The following is a 16908-nucleotide window of genomic DNA, read 5'->3' as shown; positions in this document are numbered from 1 at the left end:
CCGTCGCCGACCGTTCCGTTCGACCCATTGACACCCCCGGGGCCACTTCCTTACTGTCACGCCAGCATTTCGAACGTGTGACGAAATTTCGAACAGAGCAGCAAGAGCACAGGGGGCAACTGCCGTGCGCATCACGGGAATCAGCACACACGTGGTCGGGACGCCCTGGCGCAACCTGACGTACGTCCAGGTGCACACCGACGAGGGCCTGACCGGAGTCGGCGAGACCCGCATGCTGGGCCATACCGACGCGCTGATCGGCTATCTGCGGGAGGCGGAGGCGAATCACATTCTCGGCTCCGACCCGTTCGCTGTCGAGGACCTCGTCCGACGGATGAAGTACGGCGACTACGGGCGCGCCGGCGAGATCGTGATGTCCGGCATCGCGGTCATCGAGATGGCCTGCTGGGACATCAAGGGCAAGGCGCTCGGCGTCCCCGTGTGGCAGCTGCTCGGCGGCAAGGTCACCGACAAGGTCAAGGCCTACGCCAATGGGTGGTACACGACCGAGCGAACTCCGGAGGCCTATCACAAGGCCGCCCAGGAGGTCGTGGCGCGCGGGTACCGGGCGCTGAAGATCGACCCCTTCGGGACCGGGCACTTCGAGCTCGACCACGAGGCGACTCTCTACTCCGTCTCGCTCATCGAGGCCGTGCGCGACGCGATCGGTCCCGAGGCCGAGCTGATGCTGGAGATGCACGGCCGGTTCTCCCCCTCGACCGCCGTACGGCTCGCCCGTGAGCTCGCGCCCTTCAAACCCGCGTGGCTGGAGGAGCCGGTCCCGCCGGAGAACCTGAAGGCACTGGAGAAGGTCGCCGCCAAGGTGGACATCCCGGTCGCCACCGGTGAGCGCATCCACGACCGCATCGAGTTCCGCGAGCTCTTCGAGAGCCAGGCCGTGGACATCATCCAGCCCGACGTCGGCCATGTCGGGGGGATCTGGGAGACCCGGAAGCTGGCCGCCACCGCCGAGGCGCACTACGTGCTCGTCGCGCCGCACAACGTCGGCGGGCCCGTCCTCACCGCCGCCTCCCTCCAAGTCGGTTTCACCTCCCCCAACTTCAAGATCCTCGAACACTTCAACGACTTCGCGGACGCGGAGATCAAGAAGGTCGTGAAGGGCGCCCCGCAGGTCGTCGACGGCTATTTCGAGCTGTCCCACGAGCCCGGTCTCGGCGTCGAGCTGGACGTCGACGCGGCGGCCGAGTTCCCGCAGCAGCAGGCCCGCTTCGACCTCTGGGCCGACGGCTGGGAGCAGCGCAAGCCCAAGGGGAGCCAGTGAGCACCGCGGTCGTCATCGAGGCGCCGGGCGAGCACCGGCTGGTCGAGCACGAGCCGGTGCGGCCGGGCGCCGGTGAGGCTCTGGTGCGTGTGCACGCCGTCGGTATTTGCGGCAGCGACCGTGAGGTCTATCAGGGCAACCGGCCGGACGGGTACGTCCGCTATCCGCTCACGCCCGGCCACGAGTGGTCGGGGACCGTCGAGGCGGTCGGGGCCGGGGTGCCGGAGTCGGTCGTCGGACGCAAGGTCGTCGGCGAGGGCTTCCGCAACTGCCAGGTCTGCGACCGCTGCCACGCGGGCGAGACAACGTTGTGCACGGCGGGGTACGAGGAGACCGGGTTCACCCAGCCGGGTGCGATGGCGACCACGCTCACCCTTCCGGCCCGGCTGCTGCACGTACTGCCGGACGACGCCGACCTGACGGCCGCGGCGCTCCTGGAGCCCGCCGCCTGCATCGCGGCCGCCGCGCTGAAGGCGAACGCCCTGCCCGGTGAGCGGGTCGCCGTCGTCGGGACCGGCACGCTCGGAATGTTCGCGATCCAGTTCCTGAAGGCGGGTTCCCCGGCGGAGCTGCTCGTGGTCGGCACCCGGCCGGACCGGGCGGCGCTGTCCGAGGAGTTCGGCGCCACCGACTTCCGTACGAAGGACCAGGAACTCCCCGACGACTTCGACGTCGTCATCGAGACCGCCGGGTCCGCGTCGGCCGCGCGCACCGCCGCCTCCCTGTTGAGGCGCGGCGGACGGCTGGTCCTCACGGGGATCCCGGCGCCGGGTGCGGAGGGGCTCGACCCCACCGATCTCGTCGTACGGCAGTTGGAGGTGCACACCGTGTTCGGGGCGCCGCCGGCGGCCTGGGCGCACACCGTGCGGGTGTTCGGGGCCGGGCTGCTCCGTCCGTTGCCGCTGGTCACGCACGAGCTGCCGCTCGCCGAGTTCCCGCAGGCGATCGAGTTGGTAGGGTCCGGCGATCCCAAGGTCGGAAAGGTCTTGCTGAAGCCGTAGTTCCCCGCCCCCCGAGCCGTACGCCGGTACGGAGTTACCTGACGGCTCCGTACCGGCGTACCACCCAGGCCCCGTGCGCCCGAAGCCGCGAACCTCGTCCGACATACCGAACAGATCTGTACGCGCACCTCCCGCGCGACCTCGAACGCGAAGGACAGCCAGTGACCGACGCCGCCCCTACGGCAGCCCGTCGACCCGGTGAGCAGGCACTCGCCGCGCTCGGCCTGGGCGCGCCCGCCCTCTCCCCCGCCGACGCCTCGCCACACGCCTTCCCGGGCGGCGGCCGCTGGCGCACCGAGGTTCCCTCCGTGGAGGGGCCCGAGGCCCTGGCCGTGGTCCTGAAGGAGTCCTCGCGGCTCGACGTACCGATCCACCGGATCAGCCAGGGCAGCGGTGTCTGGATGCTGACCGACGCCGAGATCACCGAGATGGTCGAGGCCACCGCTGAACGCGACATCGAGCTGTGCCTGTTCACCGGTCCGCGCGGCACCTGGGACATCGGCGGTTCGGTGCGCTCGGACTCGCGCGGCGGCGGCCTGCGGGCCCGTGGGCACGACGCGGTGGCCGGATGCGTCGAAGACGCCGTCCGGGCAACGGAGTTGGGCGTCAAGTGTCTTCTCGTCGCCGACGAGGGGGTGTTGTGGACCCTGCACCGGGCCCGTACGGCGGGCATCATCCCGGCCGACACCACTCTCAAGGTCTCGGCGCTGATCGGACCGGTCAACCCGGCCTCGTACGCGGTGTACGAGAACCTCGGCGCCGACTCGGTCAACGTACCGAGCGATCTGACGCTCGATCACCTCACGGAGATCCGACGGGTTTCGGCCGCCCCCATGGACATGTACATCGAGGCGCCCGACGATCTCGGCGGCTATGTACGGATGTACGAGGTCGCCGAGTTGATCCGCCGCGGCGCACCGATCTACCTGAAGTTCGGCCTGTCCAAGGCCCCCGGAATCTACCCGTACGGGCACCACGTACGGGACTTGACGCTGAACACCGCCAAGGAGCGGGTGCGGCGCGGCCGGCTCGCCCTGGACCTGCTCGCGCGGCACGGAGCCGATGGCGAGATGGCGCCGCTGGGCACCCGGCTACCCGGTACGCTCACACGCTTCGACACTCCCTCATAACGTTCGCACAAACCCCCTTCACACAAGCCGACACAGCCGCGCACAATCCCACACACCTCCTCTCGGTCTTTCCCTCGCATCGCGCTCGGAGCAACCCCCGTACTGCGAGACCGAGTCCGGTCCAAAACATCAAGGATGATGAACATGCGTAACCGCAGAGCCGCCCTCACCGCCATCGCCGGAGCAGCTTCTCTCGCCCTCACCCTGACCGCCTGCGGTCAGAGCAGCGACGGCGGCAGCAAGGACAGCGACAGCAAGGACACCAAGGGCGGCACGATCGGCATCTCCATGCCGACCAAGTCCTCCGAGCGCTGGATCGCCGATGGCAAGAACGTGGTCAAGAACCTTGAGGCGAAGGGGTACAAGACCAAGCTGGCCTACGGCGAGGACGACCCGGACACGCAGGTCTCGCAGATCGAGAACATGATCACGCAGGGCGTGAAGGCCCTGATCATCGCGGCCATCGACAACAAGTCGATGAACAACGTGCTCCAGCAGGCCGCCGACGCCAAGATCCCGGTGATCTCCTACGACCGCCTGATCCTCGGCACCAAGAACGTCGACTACTACGCGTCCTTCGACAACTCGAAGGTCGGTGAGCTGCAGGGCAACTACATCCTGCAGAAGCTGGGTCTCGCGGACGGCTCCAAGAAGGGCCCGTTCAACATCGAGCTCTTCGCCGGCTCGAACGACGACAACAACACGAAGTACTTCTTCAGCGGCGCGATGAAGGTCCTGCAGCCGTACATCGACAAGAAGCAGCTCGTCGTCAAGTCCGGTCAGACGGCGCTGAACCAGGTCACCACCCTGCGCTGGGACGGCGGCAAGGCCCAGAACCGCATGGACGAAATCCTGACCTCGGCGTACAAGAGCGCCCGGGTCGACGCGGTGCTCTCGCCCTACGACGGCATATCCATCGGCATCCTCTCCTCGCTGAAGTCGGACGACTACGGCTCCAAGAGCAAGCCGCTGCCGGTCGTCACCGGCCAGGACGCCGAGCTGGCCTCGGTGAAGTCGATCATCGCGGGCGAGCAGACCCAGACCGTCTACAAGGACACCCGCAAGCTGGCGACGGTGGCCACGGACATGGTCGACGCGGCCCTCAACAACAAGAAGCCCGAGATCAACGACGACAAGACGTACGACAACGGCACCAAGGTCGTCCCCGCCTACCTGCTGCAGCCGGTCAGCGTCGACAAGGCCAACTACGAGCAGGAACTCGTCGCCGGCGGCTACTACAAGGACAGCGACCTCAAGTAACCGCCACCCCCTAGTGATTGGAAGGCACGACCATGGCGGGACCCGTCCTGGAAATGCGCTCGATCGTCAAGACCTTTCCCGGCGTCAAGGCGCTGTCGGACGTCACTCTGACCGTCCAGCAGGGCGAGGTCCATGCCATCTGCGGGGAGAACGGCGCCGGCAAGTCGACCTTGATGAAGGTCCTCTCCGGCGTCCACCCGCACGGGAGTTACGAGGGGGACATCCTCTTCGAGGGCGAGGTCTGCTCGTTCAAGGACATCAGGGCCAGTGAGCACCGCGGCATCGTGATCATCCACCAGGAACTGGCCCTGGTTCCCTACCTCTCCATCGCCGAGAACATCTTCCTCGGCAACGAGCACGCCACCCGCGGGCTCATCAGCTGGACCGAGACGCTGCGGCACGCCTCCGAGCTGCTGCGGCGGGTCGGGCTCGACGAGAACCCGCAGACCCGCGTCGCCGACATCGGCGTGGGCAAGCAGCAGCTCGTGGAGATCGCGAAGGCGCTGTCGAAGCAGGTGAAGCTGCTCATCCTGGATGAGCCGACGGCCGCCCTGAACGACGAGGACAGCGGCAAACTCCTCGATCTCATCCTGGAGTTGAAGAACCAGGGCATCACCTCGATCATCATCTCCCACAAGCTGAACGAGATCGAGCGGGTCGCGGACTCGGTGACCATCCTGCGCGACGGCCGGACCATCGAGACGCTCGACGTGAAGGCCCCCGAGACCACCGAGGACCGGATCATCAGCGGCATGGTGGGCCGCGACCTCGAACACCGCTTCCCGGAGCGGACGCCGCACCAGCAGGAGGCGGGCGCCGCACCAGCCCTGGAAGTCCGCGACTGGACCGTGTTCCACCCGATCGACCAGCAGCGCAAGGTGGTTGACGATGTGTCGATCTCCGTGCGGCGCGGCGAGATCGTCGGCATCGCGGGTCTCATGGGCGCCGGACGCACCGAACTGGCGATGAACGTCTTCGGACGCTCCTACGGCCGGTACGCGGGCGGCACGGTACTCAAGGACGGCAAGGAGATCCGTACGAAGACCGTGTCCGAAGCGGTCGGACACGGGATCGCGTACGTCACCGAGGACCGCAAGCACTACGGCCTCAACCTCATCGACACCATCAACCGCAACATCACGCTCAGTGCCCTGGGCAAGGTGTCGAAGCGCGGGATCGTCGACGAGCACGAGGAGCGGCAGGTCTCCGAGGGCTACCGCACGTCCATGAACATCAAGGCGCCGACCGTCTTCGAGCCGGTGGGCAAGCTGTCGGGCGGCAACCAGCAGAAGGTCGTCCTCAGCAAGTGGATCTTCGCGGGCCCCGAGGTGCTGATCCTCGACGAGCCGACCCGCGGGATCGACGTGGGCGCCAAGTTCGAGATCTACACGGTCATCGACAAGCTGGCGGCCGAGGGCAAGGCGGTCGTCTTCATCTCCTCCGAGCTCCCGGAGCTGCTCGGAATGTGCGACCGCATCTACACGATGGCCGCAGGCCGGCTGACGGGTGAGTTCTCGCGGGCGGAGGCCTCGCAGGAAACGCTGATGCGCCAGATGACGAAGGACAAAGAGGTAACCCGATGAGCACGGATGTGACCGCCAAGACGCCGGCCCCGGCGCCGCCCGGCAAGAGCGGCTCGGCCACGGGCGAGAGCCTGCTTCAGCTGATGCTGGACGGCATGCGCCGCAACATGCGGCAGTACGGCATGCTGTTCGCCCTCGGTCTGATCGTGGTGCTGTTCGCCGTGTGGACCAACGGCGACCTGCTGCTGCCGCGCAACGTCTCCAACCTGGTGCTGCAGAACAGCTACATCCTGATCCTCGCGATCGGCATGATGCTCGTCATCATCGCGGGCCACATCGACCTGTCGGTCGGCTCACTGACGGCGTTCGTGGGCGCGGTGGGCGCCGTGCTGATGGTCAACCACGACATCTCCTGGCCCATCGCCCTGGTGCTGTGTCTGGCCATGGGCGCCGCCGCGGGTGCCGCGCAGGGGTTCCTCATCGCCTATCTCGGCATACCGTCGTTCATCGTGACCCTGGCGGGCATGCTGACCTTCCGCGGTCTGACCGAGATCTTCCTCAAGGGCCAGACGATCGGCCCGTTCCCCGAGGGTCTGCAGAAGGTCGCCAACAGCTTCCTGCCCGAGGTCGGCCCCGACACGAACTACCACAACCTCACCCTGCTGCTGGGCATCGGGCTGATCGCGTTCGTGGTGGTCAAGGAGGTCCGCGACCGCAAGCGGCAGCAGGAGTTCTCGCTCGACATCCTGCCGCGCAACCTCTTCCTCCTCAAGCTGGTCGCGCTGGTCGCCGCCGTACTCACCGTCACCATGCTGCTCGCCAGCTACAAGGGTGCCCCGGTGGTCCTGCTGATCCTCGGCGTCCTGGTCGCCGGCTTCGGCTACCTGATGCGCAACGCGGTCATCGGCCGGCACATCTACGCGATCGGCGGCAACCTCCCGGCGGCCAAGCTGTCGGGTGTGAAGGACAAGAAGGTCACCTTCCTGGTCTTCCTGAACATGGGCATGCTCGCGGCCCTGGCGGGTCTGGTCTTCGCCGCCCGCTTCAACGCGGCCTCGCCCAAGGCCGGTCTGAACTTCGAACTCGAAGCGATCGCGGCCTCGTTCATCGGCGGCGCGTCGATGAGCGGCGGCGTGGGCACGGTCCTCGGCGCGATCATCGGTGGTCTCGTCCTGGGCGTGCTGAACAACGGTATGAACCTCGTCGGCATCGGCTCCGACTGGCAGCAGGTCATCAAGGGACTGGTACTGCTGGCCGCGGTCGGGTTCGACGTGTGGAACAAACGCAAGGTCGGTTCGTAAGTCGAATGTACGGGGGTCCGGGCCGGGCCCCCGTACCTATTTCTGGAGCCGCATTCATGGAATCGAGCAGACGTACGGTCATCACCGCGGCAGCGGTCGCGGGCATCACCGCCGCCACGGTCGGCACCGCCGACGCCGGCACGGGAGGCAGGAAGCCTGTGAAGGAGCTCTTCGGCAAGCTCGCGGACGGCACCAAGGTCTACCGCTGGTCGCTGGAGAACGGCGGCACGCGCCTGAAGGTCATCTCCTACGGCGGAATCGTCCAGTCCCTGGAAATACCCGACCGGCACGGCCGCTACGCCAACGTCTCACTCGGATACGACAACCTCGCGTCCTACGTCGCCGGGACGACGTTCTTCGGCGCCACGATCGGCCGCTACGGCAACCGCATCGCCAAGGGACGGTTCACGCTCGACGGCACGGCCTACCAGCTCTCCGTCAACGACGGCGTGAACAGCCTGCACGGCGGCGCCAAGGGCTTCAACACCAAGGTCTGGGACATCGAGGGCTTCACCTCCGGCTCCGACGTGGGCCTGCGTCTGTACTACACCAGCGTCAACGGCGAGATGGGCTACCCGGGCACGCTCAAGGTGAAGGTGACGTACACCCTCACCAAGCACGGCGACTGGCGCATCGACTACGAGGCCACCACCGACAAGGCCACGGTCGTCAACCTCACCAACCACACGTACTACAACCTCGCCGGTGAGGGCAGCGGCGGCATCTACGACCACGAACTCCACCTGGCGGCCGGCCGCTTCACCCCCACCGACTCGGGACTGATCCCCACCGGTGAGCTGGCCAAGGTCGCGGGCACCCCCTTCGACTTCCGCAAGGCCAAGCCGATCGGCCGGGACATCCGCGTCGGTCACCCGCAGCTGGTCACCGCCAAGGGCTTCGACCACAACTGGGTCCTCGACAAGGGCGTCACCGCCCGGCCCGAGCACATCGCGACCCTGCGCGACCCGAAGTCCGGCCGCACCCTGAAGATCGCGACCGACCAGCCCGGCGTGCAGTTCTACTCCGGCAACTTCCTGGACGGCACCCTGGTGGGCCCCTCCGGTCACACCTACCGGCAGGGCGACGGCATGTGCCTGGAGACCCAGCACTTCCCGGACTCGCCGAACCGCCCGTCGTTCCCCTCGACCGTGCTGCGACCTGGGCAGACGTACCGCACGACGACGGTCCACTCGTTCAGCGCATGACCTCCGCGTGACATCGGGGCCTCGGTGGGTGACGCCACCGGGGCCCTTTGGGTTGCTTCGCAAAGTGAACCCTTACCGAATCCACACGAGTTGAACAGCGCCCCCTCCGTCTCCGTATGAAAGGGCGGCCCGTGCTCCCCCGCACGGGCCACCCACAGACCGGAGGTCCAATGGCCGACAACGTCGCCTCGCTGTTCCGCGGTACTGCGGCGCACAGCCCCTCGATGGCTGCGCTGGCCCGCGAGAGCGATGGAGTCGGTCCGATCGACTTCTGCATCCCGTGCAACCCGTACTTCCCCACCCCCGGCATGTTCGACGAACTGGCCGGGCGGTTGCGCGAGATCATCACGTACTACCCGAGCAGCGCCGACACGATCACGGCCGAGCTGTGCGCACTGCTCCAACTCCCGCCGAGCTGCGTCGCGATGGGCAACGGATCCACGGAACTGATCACCTGGATCGACCACCTGCTCGTGCGCGAGTCCCTCGCCATCCCCGTCCCCACCTTCGGCCGCTGGACCGACCAGCCCATGGAGACCGGCAAGCGGGTCGACATGTTCCCGCTCATGGAGTCCAACGGCTTCGCTCTGGACCCGGCCCAGTACATCCAGTTCATCCGCGCCCGCGGCACCCGTGTCGCGGTCATCTGCAACCCGAACAACCCCGACGGCGGCTTCCTCAGCCGCCGCACGGTCGTCAACTTCATGGACCAGCTCCAGGACCTGGACCTGGTCGTCATCGACGAGTCGTTCCTGGAGTTCGCCGACGCCGAGAGCGACCCGAGCGTCGTGGAAGAGGCCGTCCTGCGGCCCAACGTCATCGTCCTGCGCAGCCTCGGCAAGAACTTCGGCCTGCACGGCATCCGCTTCGGCTACCTCGTGGCCAACCCCGCGCTCGCGGGCAAGATCCGCTCCATGCTGCCCAAGTGGAACCTCAACTCCTTCGCCGAGACCGTGGTGTTCATGCTCAAGGAGCACGGGCAGGAGTACATGGAGAGCCTGCACCTGGTGCGCCGCGACCGCCTCGACATGGCCCGCCAGCTCGCCGCGCTGCCCGGTCTGACGGTCTACCCCTCGCAGGGCAACTTCCTCTTCGTACGCCTGCCGGTGGGTGCCGAGGGCACTGTCGTGCGCGACCGGCTGCTCACCGAGCACCGGATCCTGGTCCGTGAGTGCGGCAACAAGATCGGCTCGTCCAGTCGCTTCCTGCGACTCGTGGTGCGCCCCGAGACGGACGTGCGTCGCCTGGTGTCCGGCCTGGAGCAGGTGCTCTACGGGTCCAGGAGGGGAGCCGCCGTACCCGAGCTGGGCACAGGGACCAGCTACAGCTCGGGTACGGCGGCGGTGGACCGGCTGATCAGCGAGACGAACGGAGTCGGCATGCCGCTGGCCGCGCAGGCCGCCGCGATGCAGAGCCTGCCGCCCGCGCAGACCTGGCCGGGCCCGCCCCCGGCGCAGGCCCCCAGCGGAATGCCGGGCCTGGTCCCCGCTCCGGCCGCGGCCGCGATGATGCCGCAGGCGGCGCCGATGCCCGCGCCGCAGCAGCAGCCCATGCCCGCCGTCGCGCAGATGCCCGCCGTCGCGCAGATGCCCGGGGTCGCCCAGATGCAGCCGGCCATGCAGATGCAACCGGCGGCCCAGATGCAGCCGGCCCAGATGCAGCAGGTCCCCCAGATGCAGCAGGCCCCGTCACCGGCGGCCCAGGCACAGGCACGGTCCATGACACCGCCACCGGCGATGCCCGCCATGTCTCCCGCCCCGGCCGCCGGACTCGGCCAGACCGGCATGCCGGGCCTGCGCAACAGGGGTCTGACCGCCGCCCAGGTACGCGGCCGCACCGAGCCCGAACCGACACCCGCACCCCAGCCCACGGGCTGGCCGGCGGCGGGTGCGATGTACAACCAGGTCGGCTAGTACCGCCCGGTGCGGGCAGTGATCGTTTCCCACTCGCCCGCACTGAGGTCCGGTCGACGGGGCGGAGATGCGGTGGGTCGTCCTCGGACGGCTAGGACTTGTCCGGCCGATCACGGCGGAGACGCGGGGTGTGGCACGCACATCTGCGGCGTTGTCGTCGGTCGCCGACGCTCCGCGTCGCCTCCCTCCTCCGCCTTGCAGCTGCACGCACCACACCCCGCTCACCGGCGCCGACAAGGCGCCGTTGCTTTCCTCCACCGTGATCGACCGGACAGGTCCTAGGCGGTCCCGCCGTCGTTCCACAGTTGCTGGGGCTCGTCGCTGTTGCAGGTGGCCACCATCACCTGCTTGCCGCCGCCGTACGCCGGGGAGGCGATCTCCAGGCAATGCCCGGTCTCGGTGTTCTTCAGGGTCATGCCCGCCGCGGTGGAGGTCCCGAGACGCCACTGCACATAGCCGGTGCCTCCGACGCCGCCGCAGGTCTCCAGCCCGGCCGCGTAGTTGTTGTTGAAGGGCGCCGACAGGCATTTTCCGCTCGCCCGGTTGACCAACTCGAAGGTGCCGCCGCCGGAGGAGCGCAACGTCCATGCGTAGGCATCGCTGGAGTCGCAGGTCCCGAAGGCGGGGTAGACGGAACCCTCGCCGGACACGCACTGGCCGGTGGAGACGTTCCGCAGGCGCGACACGGACCCCGGGGAGAGTGCGGTCGCCCCGGACTTCGCGGACGGCGGCGGTCCGGCCTCGGGGGTGTCCGCCGCACCGGTCTGCACCGGCCCGGCCACGGCCGCCGCGGAGCCGGTCGCGCGCGCGGTCGCGGCCGACGGGGAGCCGGTGGCGGACGGCGTCCCGGCGGACGACGGTGACGCGGAGAGCGACGGTGACGGGGAGAACCACGGCGCCGGGGAGGACCGGTCCGGGCCCGACCCGGATGAGTCCGGCGCGAGAGTGATGGCCGTGATCGTCCCGCCCGCCACGACGACGGGCACGACCAGCATGCGCAAACGGCGTGCACGCTGCTTGCGGATGTAGGTGACCTGGTCGGCGTGGCCGACCGCCACTCCTCCGTGGGAGGCGGTGATGTACGGGGCCCGGCTGTCACCGGCGGCGCCGAAGCCCGCCATGTGCAGCAGTCTGCCGAGGAACGCGCTCCGGCCACGGCGCTGTGGACCTGACGAGCCGGGGGCGGTCAGTGCTGGGCCGCCCCCGGCTTCGGAGGGTCCAGGCGTACGCCTCCGTTGACCACACCGGCGACAACCGATCCCTGGGTGGCCTCCATGATCACGTCGCCGCCGGCCGCGAACCCACCGGAACCGGCCGCGGCACCGGTACCGACCGAGACCCCGGCACCGGCCGCGGCACCGGAGCCGGAAGCGTGCTGCCGGACCTGCTCGACCAGGGCACGCAGCACCCTGACGGCCTCGTCCCGCTCGGGTTCCGGCAGGTCCTGGAGCAGGTCCGTGAAACGCGTTTCCCAGGACAGGGACTGTGCGACCCGTACCCGTTCCAGCACTTCCTGCGCGTCTTCGTCGGAGGCCCGTGCGAGATCGGCGGCGGTCCGGTCGAGGCGCTGTAATACCGCCTCTTCCCGTTGCCCGGCTCGCCCCAGGAGCCGGGCCACTGTTGTTCTGGTCCCGGTCCAGGTGTCGGTGCCGGCCGCCGTCACGACCGCCGTTCCCCCCGAGGCGGCAAGCCCGACCAAGATTTCCGGCAACATCCAGATCCCCTATGAACAGTTGAGTGACGGAAGTTGAGCCACGCCATTCAACACGCCTCGTCGGGTGAAAGGGCACCGAATCCGACAAAGGCCCGGCGGAACCGCGCGATGAATCGCCGACGGTCGAGCCGGTCGAGTCGTGGGCCGGGGCGCACGAAGAGCGGATCCACGACTGGGCGCGCCTCGCGATACGCCCGGTCGCCTCCCGGCCGAAAGACGCCCTCCCGTGCGACCCGCGCGGGAGGCCCCGTCGACCGTCACGGCGACGCCCCTGCCACCACCCTGATCGCTCGGCCAACTCCCTTAATACGCAGGTGACTTGAGGCCACTCATGTCACACCACCGGAACCAGAACGCAACTCCGGCGGCCCTGTGCCCCACCCCCCTCCCGGCCTACGATCGACGCTCTTCGTCCACCCGTGTCATCGCGGATGGCTATGCCGGGTGGCTGGAACAGAGGTGGGAACCGTGCGCCGCAGAGCCCGGATCATGATGTCGACGACGGCCGCGCTGGCCCTCACGGTGGCCGTGAGCGGCTGCGGCGCGGAGACGGGATCGGGGTCCGACACCACGACCCTCACCGTCGTCGCGACGAACTACGGCGACAGCGTCCACAAGAACTCCATCGGCTACTGGGACCGCGTCGGCCTCGCCTTCCAGGCCGCCCACCCGGACATCCGTGTGGAGACCAAGGTCTACCCCGCCGACCAGGTCGCCGCGAAGGTCGCCGCACTGGTCGAGCAGGGCAGGGCGCCGGACGTCGTACAGACCGACAGCTACGCCGAGTACGCGGCGCAGGGCCGGCTCTACCGGGCGGACGAGCTGCTGTCGATCCCCGTGCAGGGCAGCTTCGTGCAGAGCCTCGCGGATGCCGGGCAGGTGCGCCGCGTCCAGTACGGCCTGCCGTTCACCGCGAGCACCCGGCTGCTCTACTACAACAAGGACCTCTTCACGGCGGCGGGCCTGACCCCGCCCACCACCTGGCAGGAACTGGTGGTGGACGCACGGGCGTTGAAGGCGCAGGAAGTGAAGTACCCGATCGCGGTGCCGCTCGGCCCGGAGGAGGCGGAGGCCGAGACACTGATGTGGCTGCTGGCCGGGGGCGGCGGCTACACCGACAACACCGGCAGCTACTCCCTCACCTCCGAGGAGAACGTCTCGACCCTGCGGTGGCTGCGGTCCTCGCTGGTCGCCGAAGGCCTCACCGGCCCGACCCCGCCGGGCGAACTGAACCGCGACGACGCCCTCCAGGCCTTCCTGGACGGCAAAGCCGCCATGGTCAACGCCCCCCTCTCGCTGATGCGCCAGATCGAGGACTCGACACAGAACGTGTCCTACGGCACCGTCCCGCTCCCCAGCAGCACCGGCCGGACCGTCCCGACCATGGGCACCACCGACTGGACCATCGCCTTCCGGCAGGCCGGACATCGTGAGGAGACGGGCGAGTTCCTCGACTTCCTGTACAGCGACAAGTACGTCATCCAACAGGCCGCCGAGTACCAGCTCCTGCCCGTCACCGTGCCGGCGAGCACGGCCATGCGCCAGGACAAGCAGTACCGCAAGCTCTGGAACGGCCTGGACACACTGGACAACATGGACCTCTACCCCCTCTCGGAGACCAGCTGGTCCAAGGTGGTGTCGGCGATCAGGGACCGGATCGGCAGGGCGGTGACACCGGGCGGCGACCCGGCGTCGGTACTGTCGTCGATCGCGACGGCGACACACTGAGCGGGCGGCGATCAGTGACCAGCGAGCAGTGGTCAGTGGTCGTTCTCCAGGTGCAGCTTGAGCAGGTCCACTCCGTAGTCGCCGCCGTTGGGGGTGCGGATGATGGTGTGGATGTGCTGCTGCGTGGGCGTCCCGTTCGGGCCGCCCATGCCGCCGCCGCTGGACTTGTTGCCGTACGCGAGCGGGGACTGGGCGTCGTACTCGATCAGTACGACCGGGCTGTGCACGCGGTAGTAGAACGCGGAGGAGTCCTTGGTCTCGCCGATCCAGGAGAAGTACGTGGTGTCGAGGTGCTTCTCCACCTCGGTCATCCTCACCTCGGCGTGCCCGTCGGCCATGTTCCCGACGTAGACCCGTACCAGGTCGAGCAGCTTGTCCCGCTGCGCGTCGGTGAGCGCGGAGCCCGCCAGGCCCTGATACGCGAGCTTGGCGTTGTCCTGCCCCGCGCCCGCCTTCAGGTTGTCGCCGGCCTTCTGCTCCGAGGAGATCACCTTGGCGCGCTGCGCGTCGGTCAGGGAGCGCAGCAGCGTCAGGCCGGCCGTGGTCTCCTTCTTGAAGAGGGTGATCTTCTCGCCCTTGTACGTGGCCGAGGTCGGCTCGGAGCCCATGAAGGTGGGCGTCATGACGACCTGGTCGCCGAGCACGAAGTAGTTGATGGCCACGTGGTGACCCTCGTACTGGAAACCCCAGGGCTCGGTGGTCGAGGGTGTGCCCATGAAGGTGAAGAAGTAGGCGCCCTCGGTGAGCGTGTCCCTGTTGCCTCCGCCGTAGTCGCCCAGGAACGCGTTGAGCTTCATGATGTTGCGGGTCTGGGTGAGCCCGTCCGCGGACAGGGCGGCGCCGAGCAGCGTGTACCCGAGGTCGCGCTGTTTGTCGGTGATGTCGCCCATCCGGACACCCGCGCGCTGGTACCCGTCGACATTGCTCCAGGCCGGCCATTCGTCGTCGTCCACGTCGAAGACCGCGGACTTCCGCTGCTGGGTGGAGAGGCCGTCCAGGAAGGCCTGCGCGGCCTTCACCACCGCGTCGGTGGAGACGTCGGTGGAGTGGATCGAGTACAGGTCGTCGACAAGCTTGCCGTCGGTGGTGAGACCCGTGAAGTCGGCGTACTTGACCTCGCTCGCACCGGGTCCCATCCCTCCGGCGCCACCGCCGGGACCGCCGGAGGGAGCACCGGACGGGCCGCCGGACGGCATGCCGTTCGGGGCGGCGGCGGAGGACGTCGAGGAGCCCGACGAGTCGGAGCCGGAACAGCCGGTCATGGTCGCCACCGCGGCGACGCCGCCGGCGAGCAGCGCCTTGTTCATGAACCAGCGGCGGCCGCGGTCGGCTTCGGGGGTTCGAGGTCTGTGTCCATGTCCATGCATGCGGGCCACACTCCCCGACGGACCTGTCGCGCCCTCGGGGGCCGCCTGTGAGTTGCTGGTGACGAGGACCCGTACGCCGCCCGGGTCCGGCCCCTACAACAGGCGTGAACCACTCACCGTGAAGCCGACCTCCGCCCCTCCCCCCGCCCGCGTGCCCGCGAACACCGTGCCGCCGTGGGCCTCGGCGACGTCGCGGACGATGGCGAGGCCGAGTCCGGAGCCGGGCAGGGCGCGGGCGGTGTCGGCGCGGTAGAAGCGGTCGAAGACGCGCCCGGTGTCGGCGGCGTCGATGCCGGGACCCCGGTCGCAGACGGTGATCGTGCCCCGGCGGATGCGCACCTCGATGGGCTCGCGGTCGTCGTCGGGGGCGAACTTCGCCGCGTTCTCCAGCAGGTTGCCCACCGCGCGGTCGAGCCCCTGGGGTCGGCCGTGGACGACGGAGTCGTCGGCGTCGATGTGCACGAGGCGGCGCGTACGCCGGTGCACGCGGCGCGCGGCGCGGCGGGCCACCTCGGCGAGTTCCACGGGCTCTTCGGGCTCGTCGCGAGCGCGGGCGAGGGCGAGCTCGACCAACTCGTCGACGAGGTGGCCGAGTTCGCGTGTCTCGCCCTCCACGTCGTCGAGGAGCCGGGCACGGGCGTCCGGGGACAGCTCGTCGGCGCGGCGGAGCACCCCGGCGTTGGTGCGGAGGCTGGTCAGAGGGGTGCGCAGCTCATGGGCGGCGTCCTGCACCAGCCGGTCCTGGGCCTCGCGTGCGGCGGCGAGCCGGGCGAGCATCCTGCCGAAGGAGGCGGAGAGGCGGCCGACCTCGTCCCGTCCGCCCACCGGCCCGTCGTACACGACCCGCCCGTCGAGGCTGACGTCCTCGGCGGCCGCCGTCAGCCGTACCAGGCGCCGGGTGATGCGCCCCGCGAGCAGTCGCCCCACGGCCGCCGCGGCGAGCGCGACCAGGAGCCCGGCCCCGGCGATCTCCCTGGCCATGCCGCCGAGCACGTAGTGCGTCTGGTCGACCTGGACGGCCACCTGGAGGGCTCCGCGGTCGCCGCCGAGCGCGGTGGTCAGCAGGCGGTGCGTGGCGCGGTCGGTCTCGACCTCGGTGGTGTACGACTCCCCGGCGGCGCCGGAGGCGGCCAGGGCGCGCGCGGTGTCGGGGACCGGCAGCGCCACGGCCGGGCCGCCGAGATGGGTGGGTGTGCCGTCGGGCGCCACGGCCTGCAGGATCACCTCCCGCTCCGCCTCGTCCCCCGGGCCGGGGAGGTCGGGCCCGGGGAAGAGGTCGGGACCCTGGGCGACCGCCTCGGAGAGGGCCACCGCCCGGTCCCGGTCACGGACGAGGGCGGTCATGGCGGACCGCAGGGTCCGGTCGGTCTCGGCGGTGATGCGGTCGGCGGCGGCGCCGTAGCTGAGCATGCCGACCAGGACCGCCACCAGGGCGCCGACCGCGGCGAAGGCGAGCGCGAACCGCGAACGCAGACTCATGACCG

The 16908-nt window shown here is 69.1% G+C and carries 13 protein-coding genes; 9 read left to right on the top strand and 4 right to left on the bottom strand.

Going from position 1 to position 16908, the window contains the following annotated elements:
• The first annotated feature begins 124 nt into the window (after positions 1–124).
• The 8 genes from RV986_RS35980 to RV986_RS35945 all read left to right on the top strand — a co-directional run bounded on the left by RV986_RS35980 (position 125) and on the right by RV986_RS35945 (position 10615).
• On the top strand, positions 125–1282 hold the full coding sequence (locus RV986_RS35980; RefSeq protein ID WP_475921361.1) for a mandelate racemase/muconate lactonizing enzyme family protein: 1158 nt from the start codon (positions 125–127) through the stop codon (positions 1280–1282).
• Positions 1279–2283: a zinc-dependent alcohol dehydrogenase gene (locus tag RV986_RS35975; RefSeq protein WP_475921360.1), complete on the top strand. Its 1005-nt coding sequence runs from the start codon at positions 1279–1281 to the stop codon at positions 2281–2283. Before RV986_RS35980 ends, RV986_RS35975 begins: the two co-directional genes overlap by 4 nt.
• Before the next feature lie 161 nt (positions 2284–2444).
• Positions 2445–3413, top strand: coding sequence for a hypothetical protein (locus tag RV986_RS35970; RefSeq protein ID WP_475921359.1), 969 nt, complete (start codon positions 2445–2447; stop codon positions 3411–3413).
• 144 nt (positions 3414–3557) lie between these two features.
• Positions 3558–4673 carry a multiple monosaccharide ABC transporter substrate-binding protein gene (chvE, locus tag RV986_RS35965; protein ID WP_475921358.1) on the top strand — a complete coding sequence of 372 codons (1116 nt, stop codon included), beginning with the start codon at positions 3558–3560 and terminating at the stop codon, positions 4671–4673.
• A gap of 32 nt (positions 4674–4705) precedes the next feature.
• Positions 4706–6256 (top strand): multiple monosaccharide ABC transporter ATP-binding protein, encoded by a 1551-nt coding sequence (gene mmsA / locus RV986_RS35960; RefSeq protein WP_475921357.1) that lies wholly within the window; start codon positions 4706–4708, stop codon positions 6254–6256.
• A complete protein-coding gene (gene mmsB / locus RV986_RS35955) occupies positions 6253–7497 on the top strand; it encodes a multiple monosaccharide ABC transporter permease (RefSeq protein WP_475921356.1) in 1245 nt (414 codons plus the stop codon). Before mmsA ends, mmsB begins: the two co-directional genes overlap by 4 nt.
• Positions 7498–7553: 56 nt before the next feature.
• Positions 7554–8702 carry an aldose epimerase family protein gene (locus tag RV986_RS35950; RefSeq protein ID WP_475921355.1) on the top strand — a complete coding sequence of 383 codons (1149 nt, stop codon included), beginning with the start codon at positions 7554–7556 and terminating at the stop codon, positions 8700–8702.
• A gap of 170 nt (positions 8703–8872) precedes the next feature.
• Positions 8873–10615, top strand: a complete 1743-nt coding sequence (locus RV986_RS35945) for a pyridoxal phosphate-dependent aminotransferase (protein ID WP_475921354.1) — start codon at positions 8873–8875, stop codon at positions 10613–10615.
• A gap of 278 nt (positions 10616–10893) precedes the next feature.
• Here the strand turns inward: RV986_RS35945 and RV986_RS35940 are convergent, their stop codons facing one another.
• Together RV986_RS35940 and RV986_RS35935 are read right to left on the bottom strand one after the other, a co-directional pair.
• Entirely contained in the window at positions 10894–11736 is an 843-nt protein-coding gene (locus RV986_RS35940; protein ID WP_475921353.1) for an RICIN domain-containing protein, read from the bottom strand.
• Between the two features lie 65 nt (positions 11737–11801).
• The gene (locus tag RV986_RS35935; RefSeq protein WP_475921352.1) at positions 11802–12329 is read right to left on the bottom strand and encodes a hypothetical protein; all 528 of its coding nucleotides are present in this window, start codon (positions 12327–12329) and stop codon (positions 11802–11804) included.
• Between the two features lie 468 nt (positions 12330–12797).
• Here RV986_RS35935 and RV986_RS35930 point away from each other — a divergent pair, with 468 nt between their 5' ends.
• Positions 12798–14057, top strand: coding sequence for an ABC transporter substrate-binding protein (locus tag RV986_RS35930; protein WP_475921351.1), 1260 nt, complete (start codon positions 12798–12800; stop codon positions 14055–14057).
• Positions 14058–14089: 32 nt separating this feature from the next.
• On the opposite strand, the gene RV986_RS35925 is transcribed toward RV986_RS35930, so the two are convergent.
• Positions 14090–15424, bottom strand: coding sequence for a DUF3500 domain-containing protein (locus tag RV986_RS35925; RefSeq protein WP_475921350.1), 1335 nt, complete (start codon positions 15422–15424; stop codon positions 14090–14092).
• Between the two features lie 93 nt (positions 15425–15517).
• Positions 15518–16903 carry a sensor histidine kinase gene (locus RV986_RS35920; protein ID WP_475921349.1) on the bottom strand — a complete coding sequence of 462 codons (1386 nt, stop codon included), beginning with the start codon at positions 16901–16903 and terminating at the stop codon, positions 15518–15520.
• Positions 16904–16908 lie beyond the last annotated feature (5 nt).

The sequence above is a fragment of the Streptomyces sp. RLA012 genome (genome assembly GCF_056270325.1).
Note: the sequence above shows the minus strand (reverse complement) of the source record. Positions and strands in the feature narration are given on the sequence as shown.

Coding starts and splice junctions, on each gene's coding strand:
- RV986_RS35935 (WP_475921352.1), bottom strand. CDS start 12,329: ATGTTGCCGGAAATCTTGGTCGGGCTTGCCGCCTCGGGGGGAACGGCG.
- RV986_RS35945 (WP_475921354.1), top strand. CDS start 8,873: ATGGCCGACAACGTCGCCTCGCTGTTCCGCGGTACTGCGGCGCACAGC.
- mmsA (WP_475921357.1), top strand. CDS start 4,706: ATGGCGGGACCCGTCCTGGAAATGCGCTCGATCGTCAAGACCTTTCCC.
- mmsB (WP_475921356.1), top strand. CDS start 6,253: ATGAGCACGGATGTGACCGCCAAGACGCCGGCCCCGGCGCCGCCCGGC.
- chvE (WP_475921358.1), top strand. CDS start 3,558: ATGCGTAACCGCAGAGCCGCCCTCACCGCCATCGCCGGAGCAGCTTCT.
- RV986_RS35925 (WP_475921350.1), bottom strand. CDS start 15,424: ATGCATGGACATGGACACAGACCTCGAACCCCCGAAGCCGACCGCGGC.
- RV986_RS35940 (WP_475921353.1), bottom strand. CDS start 11,736: ATGGCGGGCTTCGGCGCCGCCGGTGACAGCCGGGCCCCGTACATCACC.
- RV986_RS35920 (WP_475921349.1), bottom strand. CDS start 16,903: ATGAGTCTGCGTTCGCGGTTCGCGCTCGCCTTCGCCGCGGTCGGCGCC.
- RV986_RS35950 (WP_475921355.1), top strand. CDS start 7,554: ATGGAATCGAGCAGACGTACGGTCATCACCGCGGCAGCGGTCGCGGGC.